Genomic DNA, 24,528 nt, shown 5'->3' on the forward strand with positions numbered 1-24,528 from the left:
AGTAAATAAAGCATATGGGGCTAACTTTTAGTAGCCCCTTTTTAATGCCGTGTATTTCTGTAAAGGGCGTTTACACCATGCTAAAGCCCTTATAAACTGGGCGTTACAATAATGATGTAAAAAAGGAATACAGAGTGAGTAACGCAATTACAATTCGTCCGGCAGTCGCAAGTGATGCTGCAACAATCCTACATTTTATTACCGAACTTGCTATCTACGAAAAAGAACCCGACGCAGTTAAAACAGACGAGCAAGCTATTTTAAAAACGTTATTCAGTGAAGGTGCTACAGCTCACAGTGTTATTTGTTTAGACGGCGACACGCCAATTGGTTTTGCCGTGTATTTTTATAATTACTCTACATGGCTTGGCAAAAATGGTTTGTATTTAGAAGATCTTTACGTCAGTGCAGATAGCCGTGGTAAAGGTGCTGGTAAGCAAATTATGCAATATCTCGCTAAGCAAGCTCTCGAAAAAGACTGTGGTCGCTTTGAGTGGGTGGTACTTGATTGGAATAAACCAGCCATTGATTTTTACGACAGCATTGGTGCTAAACCGCAAAACGAATGGATTATTTACCGCCTAACAGGCCAAGAGCTTATCGACTTTGCGCATCAATAAGTAATGTTGTTATAGCTTAAAATCAACAAATAACAACATAAATAAAAATCATTTGCATTTGATCTTTTCTATGTGTAGTTTAAATACACATAGAATGATTGGTATAAGTGCAGGTGATTTTTATGACTCAAACAACACGCCACACACCGTTAACCTCGAACGCCATTGATGACGCGCTTGCCCCTTGGCAAAGTGCAATTTATCAAGGCAACTTAGCATTTGAATCAGGTGAGCTTATTACTGCGCGTGATCATTACACGGTTGCCAGCAGCTGCGCTGAAACACTACTCGCACAGTTTTCTAATTTTCCAATCAACCATTCGGTAACTCGCTCGTTAGAGCATTGTATTGCAGCATTTGTTGTTGCCACTTTGAATCTTGCCGACACATTTAAAGTCATGCAAAAACCAGATAAAGCCTGCACCTGGCTATGCCATGCTCATCAACGATTAAGCGCGCTGTTAAATCACCCAGAGCAGCAGGTTCGCATCTTGGTGCTGCACCATCATCACAAAACCTATTATGAGCTGGTTAAGTTTGCCAGCATGGCATCGGCATTTCCGACACTCATTAACCGAATCAACCAGCTATTAGCTGACCATCCCCATAAAACGCAGTTATTACATTAACGATAAGGAATCAGTATGCCTTTTACATTACCCGATTTAGCTTATGACTATGATGCACTTGAACCGCACATTGATGCGAAAACCATGGAAATACATCACACCTTGCATCATCAAACCTATATCAATAAAGCGAATGCTGCACTCGAGGGCAGCCATTACTCTGAGCAAGATGCTGAAACATTACTACGCACTATTTCATCAATGCCTGAGTCTTTACAAAAAGCAGTACAAGAGCATGTGGGTGGTCACCATAATCATTCATTATTTTGGCAAATAATGACACCAAACGGCGGTGGTCAGCCAAGTGGTGAATTAAATACAGCAATTGTTGATACATTTGGCAGCTTTGACGCATTTAAAGAGCAATTTACGAATGCAGCGGTAAGTCGCTTTGGCAGTGGCTGGGCGTGGTTATGTGTTGATGAAAATAACCAATTGATTGTTGAAAGTAGCCTCAATCAAGATAGTCCACTTATACAAAATCACATACCTATTTTAGGGCTAGATGTGTGGGAGCATGCATATTACTTGAAGTATCAAAATCGTCGCCCTGAATATATTGCGGCATTTTACGAAGTGATCAATTGGCCGGAAGTTGAGCGCCGATATTTAGCTGCAATTAAATAGCTGTTTAATTAGTTAAGGTCCGAAACTGGCTAGTCAAAAAATAATATTCAGTTAAGCTAACGGTATTAGCGTGTAACGAGAATAATTATGACTAGCCAACAATGGCAAACAGCAAGGCAAAGCCGCGACCCACGCTTTGATGGGGTGTTTTTTGTGGCGGTAAAAAGTACTGGCATTTATTGCAGACCCATTTGCCCCGCACCAACAGCACAAGAAAAGAACGTTGAATATTACCAATACGCGCACTTGGCTGCGCAGGATGGTTTTCGACCCTGCATTCGCTGTCGCCCAGATAGCGCACCGAATAGCCCAGCTTGGCTAGGTACTAAAACCACCGCATTACGCGCAAAACAACTGATTGATAAAGGTGAGGCCTACGATTGTGAGGTTTTAGCAGACAGGCTAGGGGTGTCGAGCCGTTATTTACGCCGTTTGTTTAACCAACACTTTGGACTGTCGATCACCCAATATCGATTATTTAACCAATGCAATTTTGCAAAGCAGTTATTACAAGAAACAGATTTATCGGTGGCAGATATCGCATTTGCTTCTGGCTTTAATAGTATTCGTCGTTTTAATGATGCTTTTTTGAAGCAGTTAAATATCGCTCCTTCAAAGTTACGCAAGTCAGATAAAAAACCAAGCGCCACGCTAACCTTAACACTGGCATTTAGGCCGCCTTATAACTGGCAAGCACTGCATGACTTTTTGCAGCGCCGTTTAATTAGTGGCCTAGAATGGCTGAGTGCAACGAGCTATGGTCGTACTTTTAAAGACAAATATTGCCAAGGGCAATTCACTGCGCATTTTGTTGAGCATAAAAACCATTTTAAAGTGGCGATTGATATAGATAACACCCGTTATTTACAGCAAGTGATCCATAACATTCGTCGTGTGCTTGATTTAGACGCCGACACGCAAACTATTGAACAGCATTTAGATGCAGAGCTTAAAGGCGCAATGCCGCTTTGTGTTGGGTTGCGTTTGCCGGGAATTTGGTCAGACTATGAAGCGGGCATACGTGCGGTTCTTGGTCAGCAAGTGAGTGTTACTGCGGCTCACAATCTCGTAACTCAGCTTGTGAATGAATTTAATCAGCAAAGTACTAACCACTATTTTCCAAGCCCTGATTGGGTTGCCAATTCTGAACTCGACTTTTTTAAAATGCCACAATCACGCAAAGATGCACTACGGCGTTTAAGTGCTTATTGTCAGCAAAACCCAGAGAATCAAGAGCTTGATAATTGGCTTGAGCTCAAAGGCATTGGTCCGTGGACAGTTAATTACGCCAAGCTACGCGGTCAAAGCCACCCCGACATTTTACTAGCGGGCGACTTAGGGGTTAAAAAAGCCCTCGCTGGAATAAGCGAATTTAACAGTGAGCACTGTGCACCATTTCGTTCATATTTAACTTTTCAACTATGGCAACAATTATGAGTATGCAACAAGTTATAATGCCAAGCCCCATTGGCGATATTACCATTCAAAGTACAGCAAAAGGTGTCAGTTACGTTGGCTTCTACCCAGTGGTTACGATGCAAACAGAGGCTGTTGATGAGCACACCCTTACACCTATTTTAATATGTATAAGTGAGCTTAATGAGTACTTTAATGGTGAGCGTAGGCGTTTTACTGTTCCACTCGATACCCAAGGTACCCACTTTCAAAGGAAAGTATGGCATGCACTGATGGATGTTGAATTTGGACAAACTAAAAGTTACCAAGAGATAGCACTTGCCATTAATAACCCAAAAGCGGTGCGTGCAGTGGGCGCTGCAAATGGTAAAAACCCGATTAGCATTATTGTACCGTGCCATCGGATTATTGGCGCAAACGGTAAACTCACAGGCTATGCGGGTGGCCTTGAAAGAAAAGAGTGGTTACTGAAACACGAAGGAATTTTGTAAAAAGTTAAATTGCCTTCTACACTATTTAAAGCTTAACTAAATTAGTAACTTATTATGACAGTGATGTTGTTTTTTACTAGAGTATTTTTGTGTACAGGGTTGTTTTTTACTTTTACTTGTTATGCGAAAGAGGCGTCTCCCTTACTAATTAAAATTTGTGTGGCGGATCATAATAAAGCGCCGATGTTTATCGATGCTAAAAACGAAATCCCCATTATTAATAGCCAAGCACAAATTAATACTCTAAATGAATTAGATCTCGCAATAGATGAAGTTCAATTTCAATACCAACAAATGCCTTGGCAAGAATGTATATCATCAATAAAGCACGGCACTGTTGATGCATTTATTTCTGGTTTTAACGCGCTTAAAAGTGACTATGCTGTTTTCCCTGTTAATAAACAGGGCAAACCTCTCGATAAATATTCATTCGCATCTTTGAGCCAATGTTTAATCGGTAAACGACGTTTTCATTCAAAGTGGAATTCACGTGAGGTATTTCAATCAAAAGCATTCTCGTTAGCTGTTGCTAATGGCCATTTTGTTGGTGATGCTGCAAGTGAAGATGCGTTTTTTATTGAGCACACATTTACGCTACAAACTGCGATTGAACGAGTTGCTCAGGGAAATGCTGATGCAGCACTTGTGATTTGTGAGATTTCTAAGAATAAAGTCGATCTTAGTCAGTACTACCAATTTAAACTTGCTCCACTGTTCCCACCGATCAATACCTCAATAGCATATTTGGCTTTTTCAAATGAGTTTTTTTATAAGCATAAACTAGATGCAAACCTAGTTTGGGAGCAGCTCGCCAATAAACAATTGGCAGGGATTTATGCAAGAATGTTGCAAAATACGAGCTCAGTACAAAACACCCATTATGGGACAAAAGAATAAGGTAAAGGATGATGTTGTCGTTCGATTAGGGTAGCATATTGCGACTTTAAAATTTGGGCAACATCATGGCACAGCTGTACTTTTATTATTCTGCAATGAATGCAGGCAAATCTACCACACTTTTACAATCTGCATTTAACTACCGCGAACGTGGTATGGAACCGGTTATTTTAACAGCGGCTATTGATGATAGAGCAGGTGTTGGCAAGGTGTCTTCACGTATTGGCTTACAGGCTGATGCGCATATTTTTGATGCAGAGAAAGATGTATTTGAATTGATCAAATCTTTAAATGCAGAGCAAAAGCGCCATTGTATTTTAGTTGATGAGTGTCAGTTTTTATCAAAAGACCAAGTAATGCAATTAACGGATGTGGTTGATGAGCTTGGTATTCCAGTGCTGTGTTATGGCTTACGTAACGATTTTAGAGGTGAGTTATTTAGTGGCTCACAATACTTACTTGCATGGGCTGACAAACTAATTGAGTTGAAAACAGTGTGTCATTGTGGTCGTAAAGCTAATCATGTACTGCGTACCGATGAGCATGGCAATGCGATTGCAGACGGTAATCAGGTAGAAATTGGCGGCAACGACCGGTATGTATCAGTGTGCCGCAAACATTATAAAGAAGCGTTAAATCTCGGCCGCTAATGCTGAGATAAAGCTATCAATATCTTGCTTAGTGACGCCTAAATGGGTCACTAATCGCAGTGGTTTTCCTGGCGAAAATAACATATTTTGTTCTTTTAGCGCATGTGCCACTGCTTTTAAGTCGATATGTTCGGCAACGTTTGCGTAAACAATGTTGGTATCGATTTGAAAAGGTGATGTATCAAAAGCAGCTAACGTGTTTAATTGCTCTGCTAAATACGCCGCGTTATCGTGATCTTCAGCAAGTCTTGTTACGTGATGCTCAAGTGCATACTGACCAGCGGCTGCAAGCATACCCGCTTGGCGCATACCACCACCAAGTACTTTACGCCAGCGGCGAGCTTTATCGATCAGTACTTTGCTACCTAGTAATAGGGAGCCAACCGGCGCACCGAGTCCTTTTGATAAGCAAATAGATACAGAATCAAAATACTGGGTGATCTCAGTAATATCAACACCTAACTTAACCGCCGCGTTATACACGCGGGCACCGTCTAAGTGCAGAGCAAGGTTATGTTTATCAACACACTCTCTGGCTTGTTTAAGATAACTTAGCGGGAGAACTTTGCCACCAATGGTGTTTTCTAAGCTAAGTAGTTTGGTTTTAGCAAAGTGAAAGTCATCAGCTTTAATTGCAGCCACAACTTTGTTTAAATCTATGCTGCCATCGGCATTATTTTCAATTGGTTGCGGCTGAATAGAACCTAATACAGCGGCACCGCCACCCTCAAATTTGTAGTTATGCGCTTGTTGACCACAAATGTATTCGTCGCCACGTTCACAATGTGCCATCAATGCTAGTAAGTTTGCTTGCGTGCCTGAGCTACAATAAAGGGCGCTTTCGAAGCCATGACGCTCAACAGCAAATTGTTCAAGCTGATTAACGCTTGGGTCGTCACCATAAACGTCGTCGCCTACTGGGGCGTCATTCATGACCGCGCGCATGGCTGCTGTTGGTTTTGTAACTGTGTCTGAACGAAAGTCGATCATCTTATTATCCTTATACTAGTTCGTTAAGAATGGCTTCGCGGTCGGCTTGGTCAAAATAGCTCCAAGCAATAAAACGACTATTTTTTTGGCCTTGTGCCATTTTTATAACTTTTACTTCTTTCACATCAAGTGTGCTGAGTAACTTTTTTATATGCGGTAAAGTGTCAGACTTTGAAACAAGTGATGTAAACCAAATACATTGCTCTGCAAACTCTTGGCTCTCAATACACATTTTACTGATAAATTCTCGTTCACCGCCTTCACACCAAAGCTCATTTTGGCGGCCACCAAAATTAAGCGCTTTTTGTGGTGTTTTGTTTAAGTTTTTCCATTTACGTTCAGTACCTGCATTTGCCTGTTGCTCGCTGGCATGAAACGGTGGGTTGCATAAAGTTAGGTGAAAGACATCTTTATTCGATATTACGCCCGTAAACATTTTATTGGCGTTACTTTGCTGCTTAACATTTATTTTGAGGCGGTTAAATTGCACAATTTGCTTAGCAATTTTAACAGACAATACATCAATATCTGAGCCTGTGAAGTGCCAGCCATATTCGTGATTACCCGTAAGCGGGTAGATCACATTTGCACCCGTGCCTACATCAAGCACTTTTACTTGCTTACCCGTAGGAATACGACCTTGGTTATCGCTTGCTAATAAATCAGCCAAATGATGAATGTAATCCACTCTGCCAGGAACTGGCGGACAAAGGTAGTTGTCGGGTAAATCCCAAAAATCGATTTTATAATGGCTTTTTAATAACGCTTGGTTGAGGGTTTTAACCGCTAACGGGTTGGTGAAATCAATGCTATCAGTGCCCGCTGGCGTTTGCGTTATATAAGGTGTTAGGGCAGGAGTATCTTTGCATAGCAAAGTAAAGTCGTAGCCATTTAAGTGGCGATTTCGCGGATGCATTAAGGAAAACCTATCTGTTAGCCATATCAAAGGCTGATTGTATCAAATAAATTTTAAATTTTGGCATCATTTGTGCCTTCTCTTATGTACAGTCCATTTCAAAGCGCTCAATTGCAGAGAGAAGTTAGTTTTTTATCAATTAACTTTTTCTACTCATAAGTAGTTTAATGATTGAGGTGGTTTGTTTTTTCACAATGCAGTGAATACAACTAATCTGGGGAATTATTATATGAAGTTATCTATTTTAGCAATGTCTTCGCTTTTTGCTTCGCAAATTGCAATTGCAGACAATTTAATTGCAAACGGCTCATTTGAACTGGATGTCGTAAACTCAACATGGACATTGTTAGATGAAGTTAACGGATGGCAAAGTGAAGGTGCAAGATTTGAAATTCAAACATCGCGTCTAGGTCTTATTACTGCTCAGCAAGGTAATCAATATGTCGAGCTAGACTCTACTTCTAATTACAGTATCTTTCAAACAGTCGCAACTGAGGCTGGAAAAACTTATGAAGTTTCATTTTACTACTCGCCTCGTATTAACGGTAACAATGATACAAATAAAGTCGATGTGAAGTGGAATGGAACAACAGTACTAAACGTAAATGCGACGCAAAGAGGCTGGCAATCATTTACATTATCTGTAGAAGCAGATTCAAACTCTTCAGAAATTCGTTTTAGCGGCGCAGGTGCGAGTGATAGTCTAGGCGGTTTTATTGATAACGTTGTTGTCACTCAAAAGCAGGCTTGTCATTCTGGTATATTTGGTATTAACAATTTTGGTTCTTCTGAAACGGGTTATGTTTATAAGTTTGACCTAGAGACAAATACTTACAGTGTGGTCGCAGGAGCGCAAAATACGGCTTCAAACATTGCAAGTTATGATGGCAAACTTTATTTTATGGAACAACTTGATTCGGGCACGAAAGCGTCAAAACTTTGGTCGTTAGATTTAGAAACGGGCGCTCAAGTTGCTGAGGCTGATGCTACATCTTGGCCAATTTATCGTTCAGCAGTCACGGCAGACGGACAATCTTTACGTGCGACAAGTAAAACCTATATGTATGACTACAACTTGCAAACTGGAGAAAAAACAGTACTAGGCAAGATGCGCTATTCGGGAGATTCTTTCTCACATGGTGATGTAGCATATTCTGCTGATAATAATGTACTTTACGTATTAACAGGTCAATCACTCTATACCATTGATGATGGTTCGATGGAGTTAACCTTAATTGGTGAACACGGCATTAATTGGGCTTCAGGATTAGCGATTGCTGATGATGGAACATTGTATGTTTCAGGAAGAAAAGCAGGCGAAAATGCGAAGATTTACAGTGTTAATCCTCAAACGGCTGACTCTAGTTACGTTATGGATGCACCAGAGCACATTAATGATTTAACTTTCGTAGATAACTACTGCGAATAGGCGGTGTTTATAAAAATAGCCAGTGGTTCTGGCTATTTTTTATTTAGTCTATTAAACATGGTAAGCAAAATTATTTGATAACTGATAGGTTGCTTTGCTTAAAGTATGGGCTACTTGAGATTAAGAGCGAAAGATCGGGTATATTGGCCATGATACAAGCAACTAAAATTAGTGTTTAAAAATTTCTACTCAAATTGGGTCACATTGGGTACTACCATAAAACACCTAAAGCTGATAAATTCGTAAGTGATTCAATCAAGGAAAAATAATAAAAATCATGGTTAAAAAGATACTTAAAGGAATTGGTATAACATTTTTAGTGTTAATTAGCTTATTTGTACTTTTAGCAATTTGGACTGCGAATAAATCCTCTGCTTACAAAGAAACTGCTATTCCTTACCTAAATTCAGCAATTACAGATATCTCTAAATGGGATCCTCAAATTCTCAAAAACTATATGACCCCATCATCAATTGAAAATGCCACAGATGAAGATATTTCTAAAATCATGCGTGCATTCTCAAAGTTGGGCGAATTAAAAGAACTAGGTGAATTTGAATTTATAAATGTTAGCTCTAAAGCTGTTACTGGAGGTGGTTCTGGTACTTATGTTACTTATTTAATTCCAGCTTCATACACGAATGGAGACGCACAAATAACCGTCACGTTAAAAGAAGAAGGTGAGTCATTCTCTATTTATAACTTCAATTTAAATTCGATGGCGCTTATTGATTAAGTTTTATCAAAAATAGCAAGCGCAACTGTTTGTATTTAAATAGTTTATTTTCAAAGGAATGTTTATGTCTAAAATTAAAAAAATAGTGATAGCTGTAGTAATTTTGCTAAGCCTTGGCGCAATTGCTAAACAATACAATGAGCACAATCACACAGAGATGGCAATTAAAGAGTGTGGCAATAAAGACAACATCGCTAAAGTCGACTCTAAAGGTTTTGAGTGTAAAGACTAATAGAGATTAGTAAACATATACTTCACCTGAAATTATCATACTTGGTTTAAACAGCAACCTAACCACTCAACAGTAAAATAATCATGCAGGGCTTTTTATAACTTAAAGGGAAAGAATTGAAAAAAGAACAAAGCAAGGAAAGTGGAATCTTATATGCTGTATTTACAACCGTTTTATTGTACTTCCTTTTTAAAATTACGTTAATTTTTTCTATGCAGTTAAATTGGCATTCAACCTGTCTTAGCTCACTTTGGGATAATGCCAACTCTGTAGTGACACCTTTTTTAGGGTTTTCCATTGTTGCTGTACTAAGTTGTATCTGGTTTTTTTATTGCGCCATAAAATACAAACAAAAAGCAGGTAAAACGGTATATCTTTTATTAGGCGTAGGAGCTGTGTTCTATTATTTTTGGTTTAGAGGCTTTTACGGTTTTTGGCAGTTATTGAACTACGAGCAAAAAGAAATCACAGTACAAGAGTTTTATGAAAAAACAGGTGGTACAGATAGACTCAATTCGTTGTTTGGTAACCGCCTCAGGCATCATGAATTGTGTAAGTCACTACATGACAAGATTAATTAAAATACAGATGAGACGTTTTGTGAGGTAGCAATATCGGTTACTGTAAAAATACACAGCATAGTTATTTCGCTCCCATATTCAAGAAAATTAGCGACGAGCGCATTTTCTTTTTCTGAATACCTTTAGGATTAATTAAAAATACGATTTGGCAATGCTTTTCGTTATTTGTTACTAATAGATTTATTAATAAATGAGCGTGACATTGGCAGAAAGATTCGTGACGCGCGCACTATTAAATTGTTATGGGCACTGAGCAAGGAGTGTGCAAGATGGAAAGAGGTGTAATAGCGTCTCCAGGCATCATAAATAGGTTACCCAAAGGTTTTCAAATGGAGCGTAGTCTTTCGATTGATGAACTACGTTATTATATTCTTTATTGGAATAAAGTTGTCATTCCCGGAAATAATCTTGTTTATATTGGTTTGCCTGAAGAAGAACAATTAATTAAATCAGGTGCTGTTGAGCGACCTAGTGTTGGGTTTACAGGTCGATTTGAGGGCGACCAAGTTACAAACGCCATTTTGTCTTGCCAGAGTGTTGTAGCACAAGAATTAGTCAAAGATAAAACTACAGACTGGGTTATTCACCAGCTAGGGGGAGAATGCCAATTCCCTTATGGATTCAATCAAAGAAGAAATATTATTCGTGTGGATCTTGCTTCTTCATTACCTGTCCCAACTGGTGATGTAGATATATATGAACTTTTAGAGTTTAAAGAAAAGCGTAAAGATGAGCTTTATTCTCTTCATGCACACTTAGATGATTTATATGAGCAAGTTTTAAGTTCGGCTGATCAAGATTTAGCATCCAAAAGAGCAATTTCAGATTTAGCGAAATCAATAGCTGATTTGGATTATGTAACCAATGAGCACTTTGATAAAACTGGAAAGTTTGATTTATCAGCAGAACTGAATTTAAGTGGTAAAGATATTTCTGTTGGTGCAGCATCTGGAGCATTAATAGATTTCTTTGCAACAGGTATGACATTACCAATTGCGACTATAGCAGGTGCTTTAATTTCAACAATTAAAGTGCAATCTAAGGCCACAAATACTTTTCAACCTGCAAGTAAAAATTCAAAACTTGCTTTTTTAGCAAATGCGAAAAGAGAAGTGTTGGTGTAATGTGCACATAACATGTGCCTAAACCAAGGGACGCAAAAGAGCAGGCTTGCGCTCCTTCATCGCTAATTTTACCCTGCAATTTTACGCCGCTAAGGGGGCGTTGGTATTTTCTGGAGTGTGGTGATGTTAAATCAAATTGAACAATGGATTGATCAAAAAAATATTGAATTCAAAGAGCAAAGGGTTTGTTGCTCTCAATTTTTTGACGATTTTGAAGGTTTTTACTCTTTGTCATTTTTAAAGCAAGCGTACTTTGTAGTCGTAGATAAGATTCCAAAACCAAATTTTCCCGAATTACGACAAATGGGGTTGGGAGATTTTATAGATATGGAAGTCGATGGCATCACATATAAAGACACTTATTATGTCCTTCCACACATAGCTTCAAATTTACGTATACATTTTCATGAACTAGTTCATGTAGCGCAATGGAACTATTTAGGAGCTGTTCCTTTTATGGAACGTTACATTAGTGAAATCCAAACATTAGGTTACGAGGGCGCACCCTTAGAAAAAATGGCATACGCCTTCGAACATCACTTCAGCAATGGTGGCGAGAAGATCGATGTACCTAGCTATGTAGCAGAAAAAATATAACAAGCCATTGCAGTGCGGGATTTTTAACAGTTTGCTTTCCATACAGCGTTCGTTATTTTAGCCAACTATTAATAGTCCCTGAATGGTTCGTTAGGCTGAATCGTTCTCGCCAAAGTAGGATATAATTTGAATATTTAAGATGAAATGAATATTTACTATGAGACTTTGAACGAAAGACCTGATATTGATTGGTTTCTTCAAGGTCACGTGGTGATTGAGTACATGCTTTGAAAGCGTCTAGAAGTATCAAACCCAAGTCTTGGCTATGAATTACGGAAAAGTAGTTTTCATCGCATACTTAATGCAGCATATATCAATGGGATTATTCATTTAAAATCAAAAGAGGTTATTGAACAAATCAATAAAATTAGAAATAAATATGCACACGAGCTTACTTTTAGACCCACGCTAGCAGACTGGTTTCATTTATGGGAATCAGCGCAAGCAGCATTTTCTGATATGACGGATGGTATTGAGCAAGGATTAGAGGAGCTGCGCAGTATAAATAAGCTGGAAGATGCAGATAAATTCCATCTTAATGAGCTTTTTGTTCAAATTTGCCACGATATATAATTTAGCCTAACAAGGCCGTTAATAAAGGACCAAAAGCTTGGCTTAGCTCATTCTTTGCACTTAATGAGAGCGAATAATCAAACACATAACAAAGATATGTACCGGAACTGCTGTCCTTCGTAGCAATTTATACGCAACGCTGCCGCTTCGTTAATATAAATTACAGCTTCAGTCCGCTGTTCAGTGATAACAGTGTTACCAAGGCCTTTCTTTTATACAGAGCCGACCTTCGGTTCTAACTCATAAATGTACAGCGATGGGTTATAAATATAACAGCCCTAAAAACTAGTTAGCATAAATGCTCTAAAGATCTATTCTTCAGAGGTAGCTAAACAATGAGGTTCCTTCTTGAGCGTTTTGTTACGGAACGACCTTTATCAATACCTTTGTGCGCACAAGTTGCCTCTCTACATTCTTGGTAATAGTCCAAAGGATATTTGCTTGATGTTCTTAACGGAAAATAATTCGTAATGATTTGTATATTCGGATGAGATAATAAGTTCGAATTAAAGAAGGCTTCGGTATGTGTATTTTAAATCCAGAAACTTTCTCATTCTTTATGCTTTGAATATATAGGCCTAAAGTACATTTTGATTTTTCGGTTCAATGCTCCATTGTTCCATAATATTGATGAAGGTCTTAAAGCCTACTAGAGAAAGTTTTCCGTAAGAAATAATAGTTCCTGGTTAGTAAAGGAAATACCAAGCCTTGATAGCTTAAAGATATTAATAAACCTAAATTATGCCTAATAAAGTAAGCAATAACTCATATATTGCCTACTTTATTATGCATCATGGTTGCTAGAACTTATAACTGAAGCCTACGGAAAATGTTTGTTGGTTAGGCATGCCCTAGGGTTTTGTTTCGGTGTTCCCTACATAAAATTTTGTCCCTTTATCTATAAAGACTTCAGCACCATTTCATAGCTTTTCGTTAGTGATCATTTAGCCAAAGGCTTATGTAACTCGAACTTCTAACATCGATAAATAATGGCTCTGCATTGGTGTTACAATTTAATCAAAATTTCATCGTGCCTGAGATTCTCATTTTGAGTGGCAATCGCCATACATACAAACAAACTTGCTTTGCTGAATGGACTGGCGTAACTTAACACTGGTACGATGAGTATATAAGAATAAAAAGGTCAAACGTGACGATTAAACAAGAATCGGTGTTTATTAAACTCGCCGAAAGCCAAACCTTACATTTACGCCGTATCAGTAAGACTGATGCGAATGGCCCTGCGGTGTTTTTTATGCATGGTGCCGTTGAAAATGGCAAAATCTTTTACACCCACAGCAATAAAGGTTTAGCACCATTTTTAGCTGAGCATGGCTATGTTTGCTATGTGGCTGATTTACGTGGTCGTGGTGAGAGTAAACCTGCGATTTCAAAGCATGCAAAGTATGGCCAAACCGAGGCTATTTTAGAAGATATCCCCGCATTTTTAGATAAAATTAAACAGCTTGAAGGCGAGCCTGCGCGTTATTGGGTGGCACACTCATGGGGCGGGGTGCTAATGAACAGTGTGTTTGCCCGTTTTCCTGAGTTGATTGATGATGTGAAAGCCTGCGGCTATTTTGGTTCTAAACGGTCTTTGTATAACCATCATCCAAGCAAGTATATTCAAGGTAATTTAATTTGGTATGGTTTGGCGCCATTAGTTGCCCGTAAGCATGGTTTTGTGCCGGCTAAAAAACTGAAATGGGGCAGTGATGATGAAACCCGTAAGTCACATTATCAAAGTATGCAGTGGGCTAAGCGTAAACCTTGGGTCGATACTGACGATGGCTTTGATTACGCAAACGCATTAGCTGATAAGGCACTGCCGCCCATTATGCATGTGGCGGGTGTTAAAGATAAAGCTCTATGCCAGCCGATTGATATTGAAAAATTTATGGAAGAGTCGGGCATCGGCAAGCAAACGATGACCATTTATGGCCGTAAGTTTGGCCATAAGGTCGATTATGATCACATTAATATGCTCACTCACCCACAGGCGCGTTTTGATCAGTTTGTTGACTTGTTGAACTGGTTTGAGACTCACGCATAAGCGTGTGCATTGCGCTCTCGTAGCGTTTGTATTTCTCTACTGCTTTATCAGTTAACGGCTGTCTTACAGCCGTTTTGCTGAGTGTTGCCACCGGTTTTTTTGACTTATAAAAATCTAAAAACTGTGTACTGTACTCAATGTTTAAGAAATTACACAGGGCTGTTAGTGTTTGTTCGCTGTCACTGATAAGCGCTTCATAGCTTAAATCAAAAACCGCCTCTGACATCACATTTTGCCAATGTTCCATTAATTGCTGATACAAATCAAAGTACTGTTTAAACTCTGGGAGTGAACAAAAATAAGGTTCGTTTTCAGCAAAATAGTTGCTAAACACCGACCACGCAATTGCATCATATTCGCGCTGCATATTAATAAACTTGGCGTTAGGAAAGAGTAAGTAAATCAATCCAAGTGACTGATAGTTAGCAGGTAGCTTGTTGATCATAAAAGGGCGCACAACTGGCGCTTGTTTTATTCGTTCAATATAAATATTGCGGGCATTGTTAATCAGCCCTTGATTTAGCTCTGCTAAGCAATCTGGGTAGGGGAGTTGCGTTTGTTGTTCAAGGTATGCAACAACCTGATTACTGATACTGGCATCTTCGCCAAGGCTGGCAAAGTCATCGTGGCTTGCCAGCATTTGTTCTACTAGGGTTGAGCCACTTCTTGGCATGCCAATAATAAAAATGGGAGTAATTGTACCTGTAAATGTTTTGTCTCTGGCATCAATTAGCTCGGCCGTATTTTGCTCTATAATGCGCTGATAAAATGGCTCTAAATCACGGGTTCTAAACTGCGTGAGTTTTGTTTGTAGCTTATTAGCTAGGCTGAAGTAGTTAAAAGCTTGTTCTGTATCATTTAACTGATCATAGCTTTTACCAAGGGCATAATAACACACCATTTTTAAGCGCAAGTTATTGGTCAAAGTTAAAAACTGGTGTAGCTCATTTATGTAATTTTGTTCGTTGTTAAAGCGCCCAAACTGTACTAGTTCAAATAAAATGTACGCCGTCACTGGGTAATTTCCCATACCGAGTGCATGCTTTAAAATACTGTACGCTTTATCTAACTCACCATAAGTTAAATAATGCTGGGCAAGGTAGTAATGTGGCTCAGGGTTATGGCTGGCAATTGATTTAGCATATTCGAGTACAGTTAAGGCATCTTGCGGTGAATGCACGCCATTAAAAGCATCGGCAAGGGCATGCAGTGGTTCAAGCATGTGCGGTAGTCGTTCACAGGCTCTTTGTAGAAGGTAAACCGCTGCATCATAACGTTCTAAACGCAGTGCAATGCGGCCCAATCCAAATAACGCTTCGCCATTTTCAGGATCTGAATCGAGAATGGTTTTAAAATGAAACCCGGCCTCTTTAAGCTTGTTTTCATTCAGTAGTTGATTCGCTTTTTCTAACAGCATAGGAATGGCTGGTTATTTGTTATTTTTATTTACTATAAAACGAAAAAGGCGAAATGTCTTTCGCCTTGGTTAACTATAAATATCCAGAAAAAATCCGGGGTATCGACTTTCTAGGTTGATTGCTCAACCTAGAAAGCTGTTCTATTTAGAAAGTATAGGTAGCTTTCACGTAATAGAAGCCGCCGTTGATACCATATGGCGACGTTTCGTAGTATTTACCACCCCAGTTGTTGTTAGGGATGCCAGTACTATCGAAGAAATCAAGTTTCTCTGCTTCTTGGTCGAATAAGTTTGTCGCACCAACAGAGAAGCTAAGCTCTTCAGTTAGGAAGTAAGTTACTTCTGCATCAATCGTTACTGCAGCATCAGCTGTTTTCGCTGTTGCATCGTAATCTACGTGAACACCTTGGTATTCGCCATAGTAGTTAACACGTGTAAATGCAGAGAAGCTCTCCCATTGTTGTGCCCAGCTAAGTGTTGCACGGTGGTTTGGTAAGTCATTTTCTAAACGGCTTACTTTAAATTCACCAGTAATAGGGCTCGACTTAGTTACTTCTGTGTCGTTCCAGTTGTAAGCTAAGCTGAATGTTGAGCTACCGCCTAACAAATCAGTTGAGTAGTTAGCTACTGCATCAATACCTTGAGTTGTTGTATCAAAGTCATTGGTGAAGAAGCTTACTTGCGCTAAGTTTTGTACGTTTGGTACGCCTGCTGCTTCAAGCGTGTCTTTATCTGCTTGACTTAATTCAATTTTATCTGATTGACTGATACGGTCATCAACTTGGATGTTGTAGTAGTCAATAGTGAAGAATAAGTCGCCAAGTGTCCATACTGCACCAAACGTGTAGCTTTGAGACTCTTCAGGTTGTAGCTCTGTACCACCTAATTGCACAGCAATTGGGTTTGTTGGTGGTAAAAGTGCAGAGTCAACAAGTACACCGCTGCTTAGGTTAGTTTGAACGTTACTTACGTTTGCTTGACCAACTGTTGGTGCACGGAAACCAGTACTGATTGAACCACGAATGTTCAAGTCTTCAGTTACGTGGTATTGACCCGTTAACTTGTAGTTAGTTGTTGAACCAAATGAATCATAATCTTCATAACGTAGTGCTAAGCCCATTAAGAAGTCTTCTGTGAATGGTGCTTCAACATCAACGTATGCAGCATAGTTACGACGTGTATACTCGCCCGCATCAGATGGTTTGAAACCAGGGAAACCGTTCGAGCCGATACCAAAACCTTGTTCTGTTAGTGGGCCAGCTGTGAAAGACGCTTCGTCACCAGAAACAACTGTGAATGTTTCTTCGTGCCATTCTAGACCACCGGCAACGTTTACATCGTAAGCTAAACCAAAGTCAAAACCTTTTGATAAATCAGCATTAAAGTTTTTCTCTAACTGTGAGTATTTACCTGGGCTGAAATCGCGCGGGCTTTCTGGACCTAATGACGCATTGATTGTGTCATAGATGAAGTAGCGTGATTCGTTGTAACCAACTGTACCGCTTAAGTCATAGTATGCACCTTCAAGGAAACCAGATGTGATTTCACCTTTAGTACCAATTGTTAATGCAGTATCTGTGATGTTACCACCGAAGTTAGGTGTAAAACCGCCCGGAAGCATTTCGTTAAACGCAAAACAGTCTGGGTTGTTAGCAACTTCATCGATGTATCTTTGGTTATCTAAAACGTTGTCATCAATCATGATATCGGTAGGACAGTTACCGCTCATATCGCCAGTTAAATCACCAACAAGCAGTGTTTCACCGCCGTCATTTGAGTAAACACCTGGGCGAGTGTGTGGGTTACGATAGTAGAAACCACCACGTACATCACGCTCAGAGTAGTTACCAAACATGTAGAATTCAGATGAATTACTTAACTCAAGACCGATGTTACCAAAGATAGTAATATCATCATCAACTTCTGGTGCACCCCAAACTTGTGCTAACGAAGATACTTCAGGCACACCTGCGGCATCTAGTGCGGCTGCATCAGGGCGTTGTACTGAGCGGCTAGTCGCATCAGCTGTTTTATATTGGAAGCTTAAGTTAGCAAAACCACTATCGGTAAACGGTAGACCCACGTTACCAGAAATTTGCGTTGTATCGCCATCGCCTTCGTAGTATTCACCTTGACGTATTTCGAATGAGCCGCCTTCAGAGGCATCTTTTAATACAAAGTTCATTACACCCGCGATTGCATCAGAACCATACTGTGCAGCAGCACCATCACGAAGTACTTCTACTTGCTTTAAGGCAATACTTGGAATAACAGAGATATCGGCACCTTGAGCACCATCATTAATACCACCGCCTAAGAAAGCGATAACAGATGCACGGTGACGGCGTTTACCATTAACAAGTACTAAAGTACTGTCAGAAGGAAGGCCACGTAAGTTAGCTGGGCGAACAAGTGACGCAGCATCACTAATTGGGTTTTGGTGAACGTTAAAAGAAGGAACGGAGCCTTTTAAAAGCTCAAGCATATCGGTGTTACCACCTTTATCTAGCTCTTCACCACCAATGATATCAATGGGTACTGGTGAATCACCGATTGAACGTGGTGCTGAACGAGTACCCACCACGGCAATTTTCTCTACATTTTTGTTAACTTTCGTCTCTTCAGCTGCTTGCTCTGCAGCAACAACCGAACCCGACACAAACAGGCCTGCTGTTGTTGTCGCTAAAGCAAATTTAATTGCTTGTTGTAGCGCATTATTTTTGAATTTCATTCCGACTTCCCCAGTTAGAATAGTTATGATTATGTCACCAAATAAAGTATTAGAACTTGGTGTAAATCTCTTATACATCCTGTAAATAATTTTTGCAAATTGTTAATTTTATGTTGTTTTGTGGGTGTTTCTTTATTTTTGTCGTTCTTTTGTGGATTATCCTATTGAAAGTAAAGAGGATAATTTATTCTCGATATTGGGTTTTAGCGTAAGAAAATATATAAATTATGCAAAAATAATTAGATAGAAGGCTTTTTTGGATGGTTTTTGAACGATTTTTGATTTGGAACGGTCTATTAAGCTTGTTGCAAATTATTGCTTAACCGCCATTGTTGCAGTTTTTCTCGGTATTCATCCCATACACATGGGCAACAGCTACCACCTCCACAACACTCATCTGAAGCTGGTTTTTTGGGTTTTGGCTCAGCTTGTTGTTTAGGTTGGTTCATTTTTAATACTGAAAAATAGTTACGAATAGAGTATTAAGGATAAAGTAAAATCTAATATAAGTAAATTATGCTTTGTGAACGTCGCATGCTGTGTGAAAATAACTAAATGCGATTATATAAAGTTATTCATCGAGCCCCATTTCGAGTGGCTAAAATTACCAAAAAGCGTCAAACATTACGTTTTAAGCGCGCTATGGTAGCACTCAAAATCGCACTTGCCCAAGAAAAGCAAGAAACAAAAGAAATGCTTCATATTTATAGGCGATACACCCAAGGCCAAGCTACTAAAGAAGAGTTACATACTGCTAATGAGCAATTTTTAGATATCTTAAAAGGGCTTGGTTTAGGTGTGTTTGCAGTTTTACCCTTTGCACCTATTACCATTCCTTTGGTTGTAAAGCTGGGGCAATGGGTTGGTGTCGATGTGCTACCTAGTTCATTCAATATTAATAAGTCAATTAAAGAGCTAGATCAACAAGTAGCAAAAGAAGAAAAAGAGAAACAAAACAAAGACTGATTAGGTTTTTTATCTGATTTTGCCTATACCTTTTGTATCAAGATATTGGTATGCTTAAATACCTTTTCTTTATATCGAGTCGTTTAATGAGTTCATTAATTCGCCATTCTTCTACGGGAATTCCCCTGTCATTTATTGCTAAAGCTGACCTATCAACGTGGTTAACCGAGCAGCCGCAAGCCTTACAAAATTGGCTAACAAATTGTGATTTTAAAAACAAAGGCATGGCCTTAGTTGCTAATAATGAAACCGGCTCACTTGAGCATGTTTATTGTCTGGTAAATGATTTACAAGACTTTTGGTTAGCAGGTGACTTATCAACAAAATTGCCTGCAGGTTGTTACCAAATACAAGGTGATGAAAAGTTTGTAGAGCAAGTAACACTGGGCTTTGTGTTAGGCGGTTACGAGTTTAGTGAATATAAAGAAAAACCTTCGCCACGCGCTACCCTTGCCATTAAAGACGAATCGTTAGTAAAGCGTTTATCTCAGTATGCAAGTGCAATTAATTTAGTGCGTGATTTAGTGAATACGCCTGCTGCGGATATGATGCCGCAGCATTTATCACAAGTAATGGCTGATTTAGCTGATACCTTTGATGGTGAGTTCAGTGAGTGGGTGGGTGATGAATTATTAGAGCAAAACTACCCAACGATTCATATGGTTGGTCGTGCGTCTGAGAATAAACCTCGCTTACTTGATCTACGTTGGGGCGCAAAAGATGCACCGCAAATTACCTTAGTCGGTAAAGGCGTGTGTTTTGATTCTGGCGGTTTAGATTTGAAACCAAGCTCAGGTATGCGCAACATGAAAAAAGACATGGGCGGTGCGGCGCATGTTATTGGCCTTGCGCAGTTAATTATGGCTGCCAACTTACCAATTCGCTTACGTGTTCTGGTACCTGCGGTTGAAAATGCGGTTTCTCGAAATGCATTTAGACCGGGTGATGTGATCAAAACTCGTAAAGGGATCACAGTAGAAATTGATAACACGGACGCTGAGGGCCGTTTAGTGCTGTGTGATGCACTTGCTGAAGCGCAAAATGATAACCCCGATCTTATCGTTGACTTTGCAACCTTAACTGGTGCTTGTCGTGTAGCCCTAGGTACAGAATTACCTGGCTTTTTCGCAAATAACCGTGAAGTGGCTAATAAACTGATGGATGCAGGTGAAAGCTGTCATGATCCTGTATGGCAACTGCCGTTATTTGATCAATACAAAGTATTATTAAAAAGTGACGTAGCAGATATTGCTAATTGTGCTTCCACTCCATTTGGTGGTGCGATCACCGCGGCACTTTACTTAAAAGAGTTTATTGAACCAAGTACGCCATGGGTGCACTTTGATGTGATGGCCTGGAACTTACGTGCATTACCGGGTCGTCCTGCAGGCGGTGAGGCACTGGGTATTCGTGCTGTGTTCAACTACCTACAAGATCGCTTCCAATAAGTTAAAGCTGGTAAAGCTCTAACGGTAAATCATCGGGATCGGCAAAAAACGTAAATTGCTTCCCGGTGATTTCATCCACTCTTATTTCTTCAACCGAAATGCCTTGTTGTTCTAAATAATGCTTAGATTTTGCAATATCGGCGACTTTAAACGCCAAATGGCGTAGCCCTTGTGCTTCTGGATAGCTTGGTCTCGGTGGCGCTCCAGGAAACGAAAAAAGCTCTATTTGGCTGCCATCAGGAAGTGCTAAATCTAATTTATACGAGTCACGTTCAGCGCGGTATTGTTCGTGAATGATTGGTAGCTTTAATATTTCATTATAAAAATGCTTTGATTTTTCATAGTTGCTACAGATGATTGCAGCATGATGTATGCCTAATAGATCCATAAATTAATCCTTTTATGCCCATAAAAAAACGCGGACTAAGCCGCGCTTCTCTATAAATGATAGGGGTATTACTGTGCCGCTTTACATGCTGCAACAGCCGGTGCAACCAGTTCAAGACCTGTTTTATCACACTCAGGTAGAGCTGCATCAGAAACCGCGATAGGTGTTACACGCTCGCCCCATTTAATGTAACTCGCCGCCCAAGTTAAACCAGCACCAAAGGCTGCTGACATAATGTTTGAGTTAGGTTTGATAAGGCCTTGCTCAACCGCTTCACAAATGGCAATCGCAATTGTTGCAGCAGACGTATTACCGTAATCGGCAATGTTCACCATTACTTTTTCGTCAGCTACTTTCAAACGTTGCTGAATAGCTTGGATAATACGTAAATTGGCTTGGTGAGGAACTAATACGTCAATGTCATCAAGCTCTAACTGCGCTTGGTTCAGCACGTCGTCACAAGCTTCGCTCATCCCTTTAACAGCACGTTTGAAGATTTCGCGACCTTCGAATAATAAGTTAGACGGGCCAATTGGCTCGTACTTATTTAAATCGCTACCGAAGTTTTCGATATGCAGAATGTCGCGATCTTCACTGTCGCAACCTGTTTTAGTGGCAAGTAAACCTGATGGTGTGTCTGAGGCTTCTAATACCACGGCACCAGCACCATCACCGAATAATACAGCACTGTCGCGACGTGCCCAGTTGATGTACCACGTCATACGTTCAGCGGCAATAACGACTGCTTTTTTGATCATACCTGCACGAATTTGTGCCGTTGCTGCTTGTAATGCATATAAAAAGCCTGAACATGCAGCGTTTGTGTCCATTGCTGCAGCGCCAACCGCGCCAATGTTTTTTTGCACTAAAGAGGCCGTATTTGCCACCATAGTTGATGGTGTACAAGTCGCAAGAAGTACAAGATCAATGTCTTTACCATCAACACCAGCACAAGCAAGCGCTTGCTTTGCGGCAACGGTCGCTAAATCGGCAGTAGAAACATGGCTGACACGGCGAGATTTGATGCCTGTACGTGTTGTGATCCATTCGTCATTGGTATCAACAATATTGCTAATTTCATCATTGCTGATGCTTGCTGGTGGTATACATTTACCCCAGCCAGTAATTTGGGCATAAGACATAATGTGTTCTCTTTATGTGGTCAGACTTGTTAAATTTTCCCGAAGTTATATCAAAATTCACTTGTTAACACTAGTTCATTGCCGCGCTATGTCGTAAATAATGGCATTTACTCAGTATTTAAGTTAAACCTAGTATAAAAAAGAGGCGATTATGAAAAAATAAATCTAAAAATAAGCACATTATCGGTACTATCTTTGTTATCTACGTTTGTGGTTAATGCACAAACCACCCTTATTCATGCAGGAAAGGTACTTGTTGGCACTGAACAGAGTGTTAAAGAGCAGCAAACGTTGGTTATTGAAGGTAATAAAATTGCTGCAATAAAAGCAGGCTACTTAACAACACAGCAGTTAGACCTCAGTGATGCAGATGTTTTTGATTTAAAAAATCAGATGGTCTTGCCGGGTCTGATTGATATGCACGTTCATGTTACCTTTGAGCGAGATGCAAAGCGTAACCCACATCAATGGGTCACTGAATACGAAGCCGATTATGCACTACGTTCTTTAAAGTTCTTAAAACACACGGTTAATGCGGGTTTTACCTCTGTGCGCGACCTAGGTAGCAGTTATCAAGTTATCTTCCCATTAAAGCGAGCGGTTGAGCGTGGCGACATTGTTGGCCCGCGCATTTTTGCAGCAGGTGATATGATCACACCGACCGGCGGCCACGCTGACATGCATGGCTATCGCCGTGATATTACCAAAGCGACAGAGGGTGGGGGATTAGGTGTGTGTGATGGTGCTGACGATTGTACTCGTGCGGTACGCGATGTAATTAAAAGTGGTGCCGATGTGATCAAAATTACTGCAACAGGGGGTGTTTTAAGTAATACAGCGGCCGGGGTTAATCAGCAATTTACTGATGAAGAACTCAGTGCCATTGTTAACACTGCTCATCATTTAGGCCGAAAAGTCACCGCTCATGCTCATGGCACAGAAGGTATAAAAGCAGCTCTCAGAGCGGGTGTTGATTCAATCGAACATGGCTCTTTTTTAGATAAAGACACAGTTAAATTATTTAAAAAGCAAGACGCGTATTTAGTTCCAACCTTACTCGCTGGCGCGACAGTAAAAGAAGAAGTGCTAAATAACCCGAATATGCCAAAAGCTATTGCTGAGAAGGTTGAATTTGTGGCGCCAAAAATGGAAGAGTCGTTTAAATTAGCATTAAAAAACAAGGTTAAAATAGCCTTTGGTACAGATTCTGGCGTATCTAAGCATGGTGATAATGCTAAAGAGTTCGAGTTATTAGTTAAATATGGCATGACACCAAAACAAGCTATTAAATCAGCCACCGTTGAAGCTGCTAAACTATTAGGTCAAAGTCATAACCTCGGTGACTTGAGTGTTGGTAAACAAGCAGATATTATCAGCGTTAATATGAATGTGCTTGATAACATTAGTGAACTTAGTCAGGTTCAGTTTGTTATGAAGGGCGGTAAAGTGCTCAAACAGTAAGGGTTACTATGGGCGGTAAAATTAAAGAGACGTTATTTAATCATTTAATTGATGCTGAGCGGCAGCTACTTGAGCCAGAAGTTCGGCAATCTGCTGAAGCGCTTGATGCATTACTTGATGATGATTTTATTGAAATAGCTGCTGATGGTACGTCTTTTAATAAGTTCCAAGTGTTAACCCGTCTGCCAACTGAGGTAGTACCGCAGTTTTATAATCAACACTTTAAAGGTCGAATGCTCAGTGATGATATTGCACAGCTGAGCTATCAAGCAGCCTTTAGACGTTCTGCGCGGTCAGAGTTTAATTACTCCATTCGAATGTCACTGTGGCGTTTTAATGGTAAACAATGGCAAATGGTGTTTCATCAAGGAACGCCTTGTGCTGTTTTTACAATTTCAATGGACGATGATTAAG

General features: G+C 39.9%; 25 protein-coding genes. 18 read left to right on the forward strand and 7 right to left on the reverse strand.

The features are described 5' to 3' along the window. Positions 1–134 precede the first annotated feature (134 nt). From NO991_RS03000 to NO991_RS03030, 7 genes are all read left to right on the forward strand, one after another. Positions 135–620 (forward strand): GNAT family N-acetyltransferase, encoded by a 486-nt coding sequence (locus tag NO991_RS03000; RefSeq protein WP_062565571.1) that lies wholly within the window; start codon positions 135–137, stop codon positions 618–620. Positions 621–742: 122 nt separating this feature from the next. Further along, positions 743–1,249, forward strand: coding sequence for a hypothetical protein (locus NO991_RS03005; protein ID WP_138599957.1), 507 nt, complete (start codon positions 743–745; stop codon positions 1,247–1,249). Positions 1,250–1,264: 15 nt separating this feature from the next. Continuing rightward, a complete protein-coding gene (locus NO991_RS03010; RefSeq protein WP_371351664.1) occupies positions 1,265–1,876 on the forward strand; it encodes a superoxide dismutase in 612 nt (203 codons plus the stop codon). An 87-nt stretch (positions 1,877–1,963) separates the two neighbouring features. Further along, positions 1,964–3,313: a DNA-3-methyladenine glycosylase 2 family protein gene (locus NO991_RS03015; protein ID WP_194441066.1), complete on the forward strand. Its 1,350-nt coding sequence runs from the start codon at positions 1,964–1,966 to the stop codon at positions 3,311–3,313. A 2-nt stretch (positions 3,314–3,315) separates the two neighbouring features. After that, the gene (locus NO991_RS03020) at positions 3,316–3,783 is read left to right on the forward strand and encodes a methylated-DNA--[protein]-cysteine S-methyltransferase (protein ID WP_138599979.1); all 468 of its coding nucleotides are present in this window, start codon (positions 3,316–3,318) and stop codon (positions 3,781–3,783) included. 159 nt (positions 3,784–3,942) lie between these two features. After that, the gene (locus tag NO991_RS03025) at positions 3,943–4,680 is read left to right on the forward strand and encodes a hypothetical protein (RefSeq protein WP_194441067.1); all 738 of its coding nucleotides are present in this window, start codon (positions 3,943–3,945) and stop codon (positions 4,678–4,680) included. Positions 4,681–4,745: 65 nt separating this feature from the next. Then, entirely contained in the window at positions 4,746–5,330 is a 585-nt protein-coding gene (locus NO991_RS03030) for a thymidine kinase (RefSeq protein WP_054552107.1), read from the forward strand. Here the strand turns inward: NO991_RS03030 and ltaE are convergent. Continuing rightward, positions 5,313–6,320, reverse strand: a complete 1,008-nt coding sequence (ltaE, locus tag NO991_RS03035) for a low-specificity L-threonine aldolase (RefSeq protein ID WP_166340902.1) — start codon at positions 6,318–6,320, stop codon at positions 5,313–5,315. The genes NO991_RS03030 and ltaE overlap by 18 nt on opposite strands. A 10-nt stretch (positions 6,321–6,330) precedes the next feature. Continuing rightward, positions 6,331–7,236: a 23S rRNA (adenine(1618)-N(6))-methyltransferase RlmF gene (rlmF, locus tag NO991_RS03040; RefSeq protein WP_194441069.1), complete on the reverse strand. Its 906-nt coding sequence runs from the start codon at positions 7,234–7,236 to the stop codon at positions 6,331–6,333. A 229-nt stretch (positions 7,237–7,465) separates the two neighbouring features. Here rlmF and NO991_RS03045 point away from each other — a divergent pair, with 229 nt between their 5' ends. The 7 genes from NO991_RS03045 (at position 7,466) to NO991_RS03075 (ending at position 14,561) form a co-directional block, all read left to right on the forward strand. After that, the gene (locus NO991_RS03045) at positions 7,466–8,665 is read left to right on the forward strand and encodes a DUF642 domain-containing protein (protein WP_054552110.1); all 1,200 of its coding nucleotides are present in this window, start codon (positions 7,466–7,468) and stop codon (positions 8,663–8,665) included. A gap of 277 nt (positions 8,666–8,942) precedes the next feature. Further along, complete coding sequence (locus NO991_RS03050) at positions 8,943–9,401, forward strand: hypothetical protein (protein WP_166340904.1); 459 nt, start codon at positions 8,943–8,945, stop codon at positions 9,399–9,401. 64 nt (positions 9,402–9,465) lie between these two features. Next, entirely contained in the window at positions 9,466–9,633 is a 168-nt protein-coding gene (locus NO991_RS03055) for a hypothetical protein (protein WP_166340905.1), read from the forward strand. 116 nt (positions 9,634–9,749) lie between these two features. Beyond that, a complete protein-coding gene (locus tag NO991_RS03060) occupies positions 9,750–10,214 on the forward strand; it encodes a hypothetical protein (RefSeq protein WP_339980593.1) in 465 nt (154 codons plus the stop codon). A gap of 269 nt (positions 10,215–10,483) precedes the next feature. Next, positions 10,484–11,338 (forward strand): DUF6236 family protein, encoded by an 855-nt coding sequence (locus NO991_RS03065; RefSeq protein ID WP_339980592.1) that lies wholly within the window; start codon positions 10,484–10,486, stop codon positions 11,336–11,338. Positions 11,339–11,461: 123 nt separating this feature from the next. Beyond that, a complete protein-coding gene (locus NO991_RS03070; RefSeq protein ID WP_138599854.1) occupies positions 11,462–11,935 on the forward strand; it encodes a hypothetical protein in 474 nt (157 codons plus the stop codon). Between the two features lie 1,723 nt (positions 11,936–13,658). Next, positions 13,659–14,561: an alpha/beta fold hydrolase gene (locus NO991_RS03075; RefSeq protein ID WP_339980590.1), complete on the forward strand. Its 903-nt coding sequence runs from the start codon at positions 13,659–13,661 to the stop codon at positions 14,559–14,561. Here the strand turns inward: NO991_RS03075 and NO991_RS03080 are convergent. The 3 genes from NO991_RS03080 to NO991_RS03090 form a co-directional block, all read right to left on the reverse strand. Continuing rightward, entirely contained in the window at positions 14,494–15,978 is a 1,485-nt protein-coding gene (locus tag NO991_RS03080) for a sulfotransferase (RefSeq protein ID WP_371351665.1), read from the reverse strand. The genes NO991_RS03075 and NO991_RS03080 overlap by 68 nt on opposite strands. Before the next feature lie 145 nt (positions 15,979–16,123). Further along, positions 16,124–18,709, reverse strand: coding sequence for a TonB-dependent siderophore receptor (locus NO991_RS03085; protein WP_166340914.1), 2,586 nt, complete (start codon positions 18,707–18,709; stop codon positions 16,124–16,126). Positions 18,710–19,005: 296 nt separating this feature from the next. Beyond that, a complete protein-coding gene (locus NO991_RS03090) occupies positions 19,006–19,158 on the reverse strand; it encodes an oxidoreductase-like domain-containing protein (protein WP_082389209.1) in 153 nt (50 codons plus the stop codon). A gap of 106 nt (positions 19,159–19,264) precedes the next feature. On the opposite strand from NO991_RS03090, the gene NO991_RS03095 reads away from it, so the two are divergent. Both NO991_RS03095 and NO991_RS03100 read left to right on the forward strand, forming a co-directional pair. Next, the gene (locus tag NO991_RS03095) at positions 19,265–19,675 is read left to right on the forward strand and encodes a hypothetical protein (protein ID WP_054552118.1); all 411 of its coding nucleotides are present in this window, start codon (positions 19,265–19,267) and stop codon (positions 19,673–19,675) included. 86 nt (positions 19,676–19,761) lie between these two features. Next, positions 19,762–21,123, forward strand: a complete 1,362-nt coding sequence (locus tag NO991_RS03100; protein ID WP_339980587.1) for a leucyl aminopeptidase family protein — start codon at positions 19,762–19,764, stop codon at positions 21,121–21,123. Position 21,124: 1 nt separating this feature from the next. Here NO991_RS03100 and NO991_RS03105 read toward each other — a convergent pair whose 3' ends face one another. Further along, on the reverse strand, positions 21,125–21,511 hold the full coding sequence (locus tag NO991_RS03105) for a VOC family protein (RefSeq protein WP_138617396.1): 387 nt from the start codon (positions 21,509–21,511) through the stop codon (positions 21,125–21,127). 68 nt (positions 21,512–21,579) lie between these two features. After that, a complete protein-coding gene (locus tag NO991_RS03110; protein WP_166340915.1) occupies positions 21,580–22,653 on the reverse strand; it encodes a ketoacyl-ACP synthase III in 1,074 nt (357 codons plus the stop codon). A gap of 195 nt (positions 22,654–22,848) precedes the next feature. Here NO991_RS03110 and NO991_RS03115 point away from each other — a divergent pair, with 195 nt between their 5' ends. Beyond that, positions 22,849–24,114, forward strand: a complete 1,266-nt coding sequence (locus NO991_RS03115; RefSeq protein ID WP_371351666.1) for an amidohydrolase family protein — start codon at positions 22,849–22,851, stop codon at positions 24,112–24,114. 8 nt (positions 24,115–24,122) lie between these two features. After that, a complete protein-coding gene (locus NO991_RS03120) occupies positions 24,123–24,527 on the forward strand; it encodes a DUF4440 domain-containing protein (protein WP_054552122.1) in 405 nt (134 codons plus the stop codon). The last annotated feature ends 1 nt before the right edge of the window (position 24,528 follow it).

The sequence above is a fragment of the Pseudoalteromonas sp. DY56-GL22 genome, from assembly GCF_041414715.1.
Classification (GTDB): Bacteria; Pseudomonadota; Gammaproteobacteria; order Enterobacterales; family Alteromonadaceae; genus Pseudoalteromonas; species Pseudoalteromonas simplex.

Bases quoted from the DNA above. Each gene is read 5' to 3' on its own strand.
- NO991_RS03005 (WP_138599957.1), top strand. From the start codon at position 743: ATGACTCAAACAACACGCCACACACCGTTAACCTCGAACGCCATTGAT.
- NO991_RS03010 (WP_371351664.1), top strand. From the start codon at position 1,265: ATGCCTTTTACATTACCCGATTTAGCTTATGACTATGATGCACTTGAA.
- NO991_RS03015 (WP_194441066.1), top strand. From the start codon at position 1,964: ATGACTAGCCAACAATGGCAAACAGCAAGGCAAAGCCGCGACCCACGC.
- NO991_RS03020 (WP_138599979.1), top strand. From the start codon at position 3,316: ATGCAACAAGTTATAATGCCAAGCCCCATTGGCGATATTACCATTCAA.
- NO991_RS03030 (WP_054552107.1), top strand. From the start codon at position 4,746: ATGGCACAGCTGTACTTTTATTATTCTGCAATGAATGCAGGCAAATCT.
- ltaE (WP_166340902.1), bottom strand. From the start codon at position 6,320: ATGATCGACTTTCGTTCAGACACAGTTACAAAACCAACAGCAGCCATG.
- rlmF (WP_194441069.1), bottom strand. From the start codon at position 7,236: ATGCATCCGCGAAATCGCCACTTAAATGGCTACGACTTTACTTTGCTA.
- NO991_RS03045 (WP_054552110.1), top strand. From the start codon at position 7,466: ATGAAGTTATCTATTTTAGCAATGTCTTCGCTTTTTGCTTCGCAAATT.
- NO991_RS03050 (WP_166340904.1), top strand. From the start codon at position 8,943: ATGGTTAAAAAGATACTTAAAGGAATTGGTATAACATTTTTAGTGTTA.
- NO991_RS03055 (WP_166340905.1), top strand. From the start codon at position 9,466: ATGTCTAAAATTAAAAAAATAGTGATAGCTGTAGTAATTTTGCTAAGC.
- NO991_RS03065 (WP_339980592.1), top strand. From the start codon at position 10,484: ATGGAAAGAGGTGTAATAGCGTCTCCAGGCATCATAAATAGGTTACCC.
- NO991_RS03070 (WP_138599854.1), top strand. From the start codon at position 11,462: ATGTTAAATCAAATTGAACAATGGATTGATCAAAAAAATATTGAATTC.
- NO991_RS03080 (WP_371351665.1), bottom strand. From the start codon at position 15,978: ATGCTGTTAGAAAAAGCGAATCAACTACTGAATGAAAACAAGCTTAAA.
- NO991_RS03085 (WP_166340914.1), bottom strand. From the start codon at position 18,709: ATGAAATTCAAAAATAATGCGCTACAACAAGCAATTAAATTTGCTTTA.
- NO991_RS03090 (WP_082389209.1), bottom strand. From the start codon at position 19,158: ATGAACCAACCTAAACAACAAGCTGAGCCAAAACCCAAAAAACCAGCT.
- NO991_RS03095 (WP_054552118.1), top strand. From the start codon at position 19,265: ATGCGATTATATAAAGTTATTCATCGAGCCCCATTTCGAGTGGCTAAA.
- NO991_RS03100 (WP_339980587.1), top strand. From the start codon at position 19,762: ATGAGTTCATTAATTCGCCATTCTTCTACGGGAATTCCCCTGTCATTT.
- NO991_RS03105 (WP_138617396.1), bottom strand. From the start codon at position 21,511: ATGGATCTATTAGGCATACATCATGCTGCAATCATCTGTAGCAACTAT.
- NO991_RS03110 (WP_166340915.1), bottom strand. From the start codon at position 22,653: ATGTCTTATGCCCAAATTACTGGCTGGGGTAAATGTATACCACCAGCA.
- NO991_RS03120 (WP_054552122.1), top strand. From the start codon at position 24,123: ATGGGCGGTAAAATTAAAGAGACGTTATTTAATCATTTAATTGATGCT.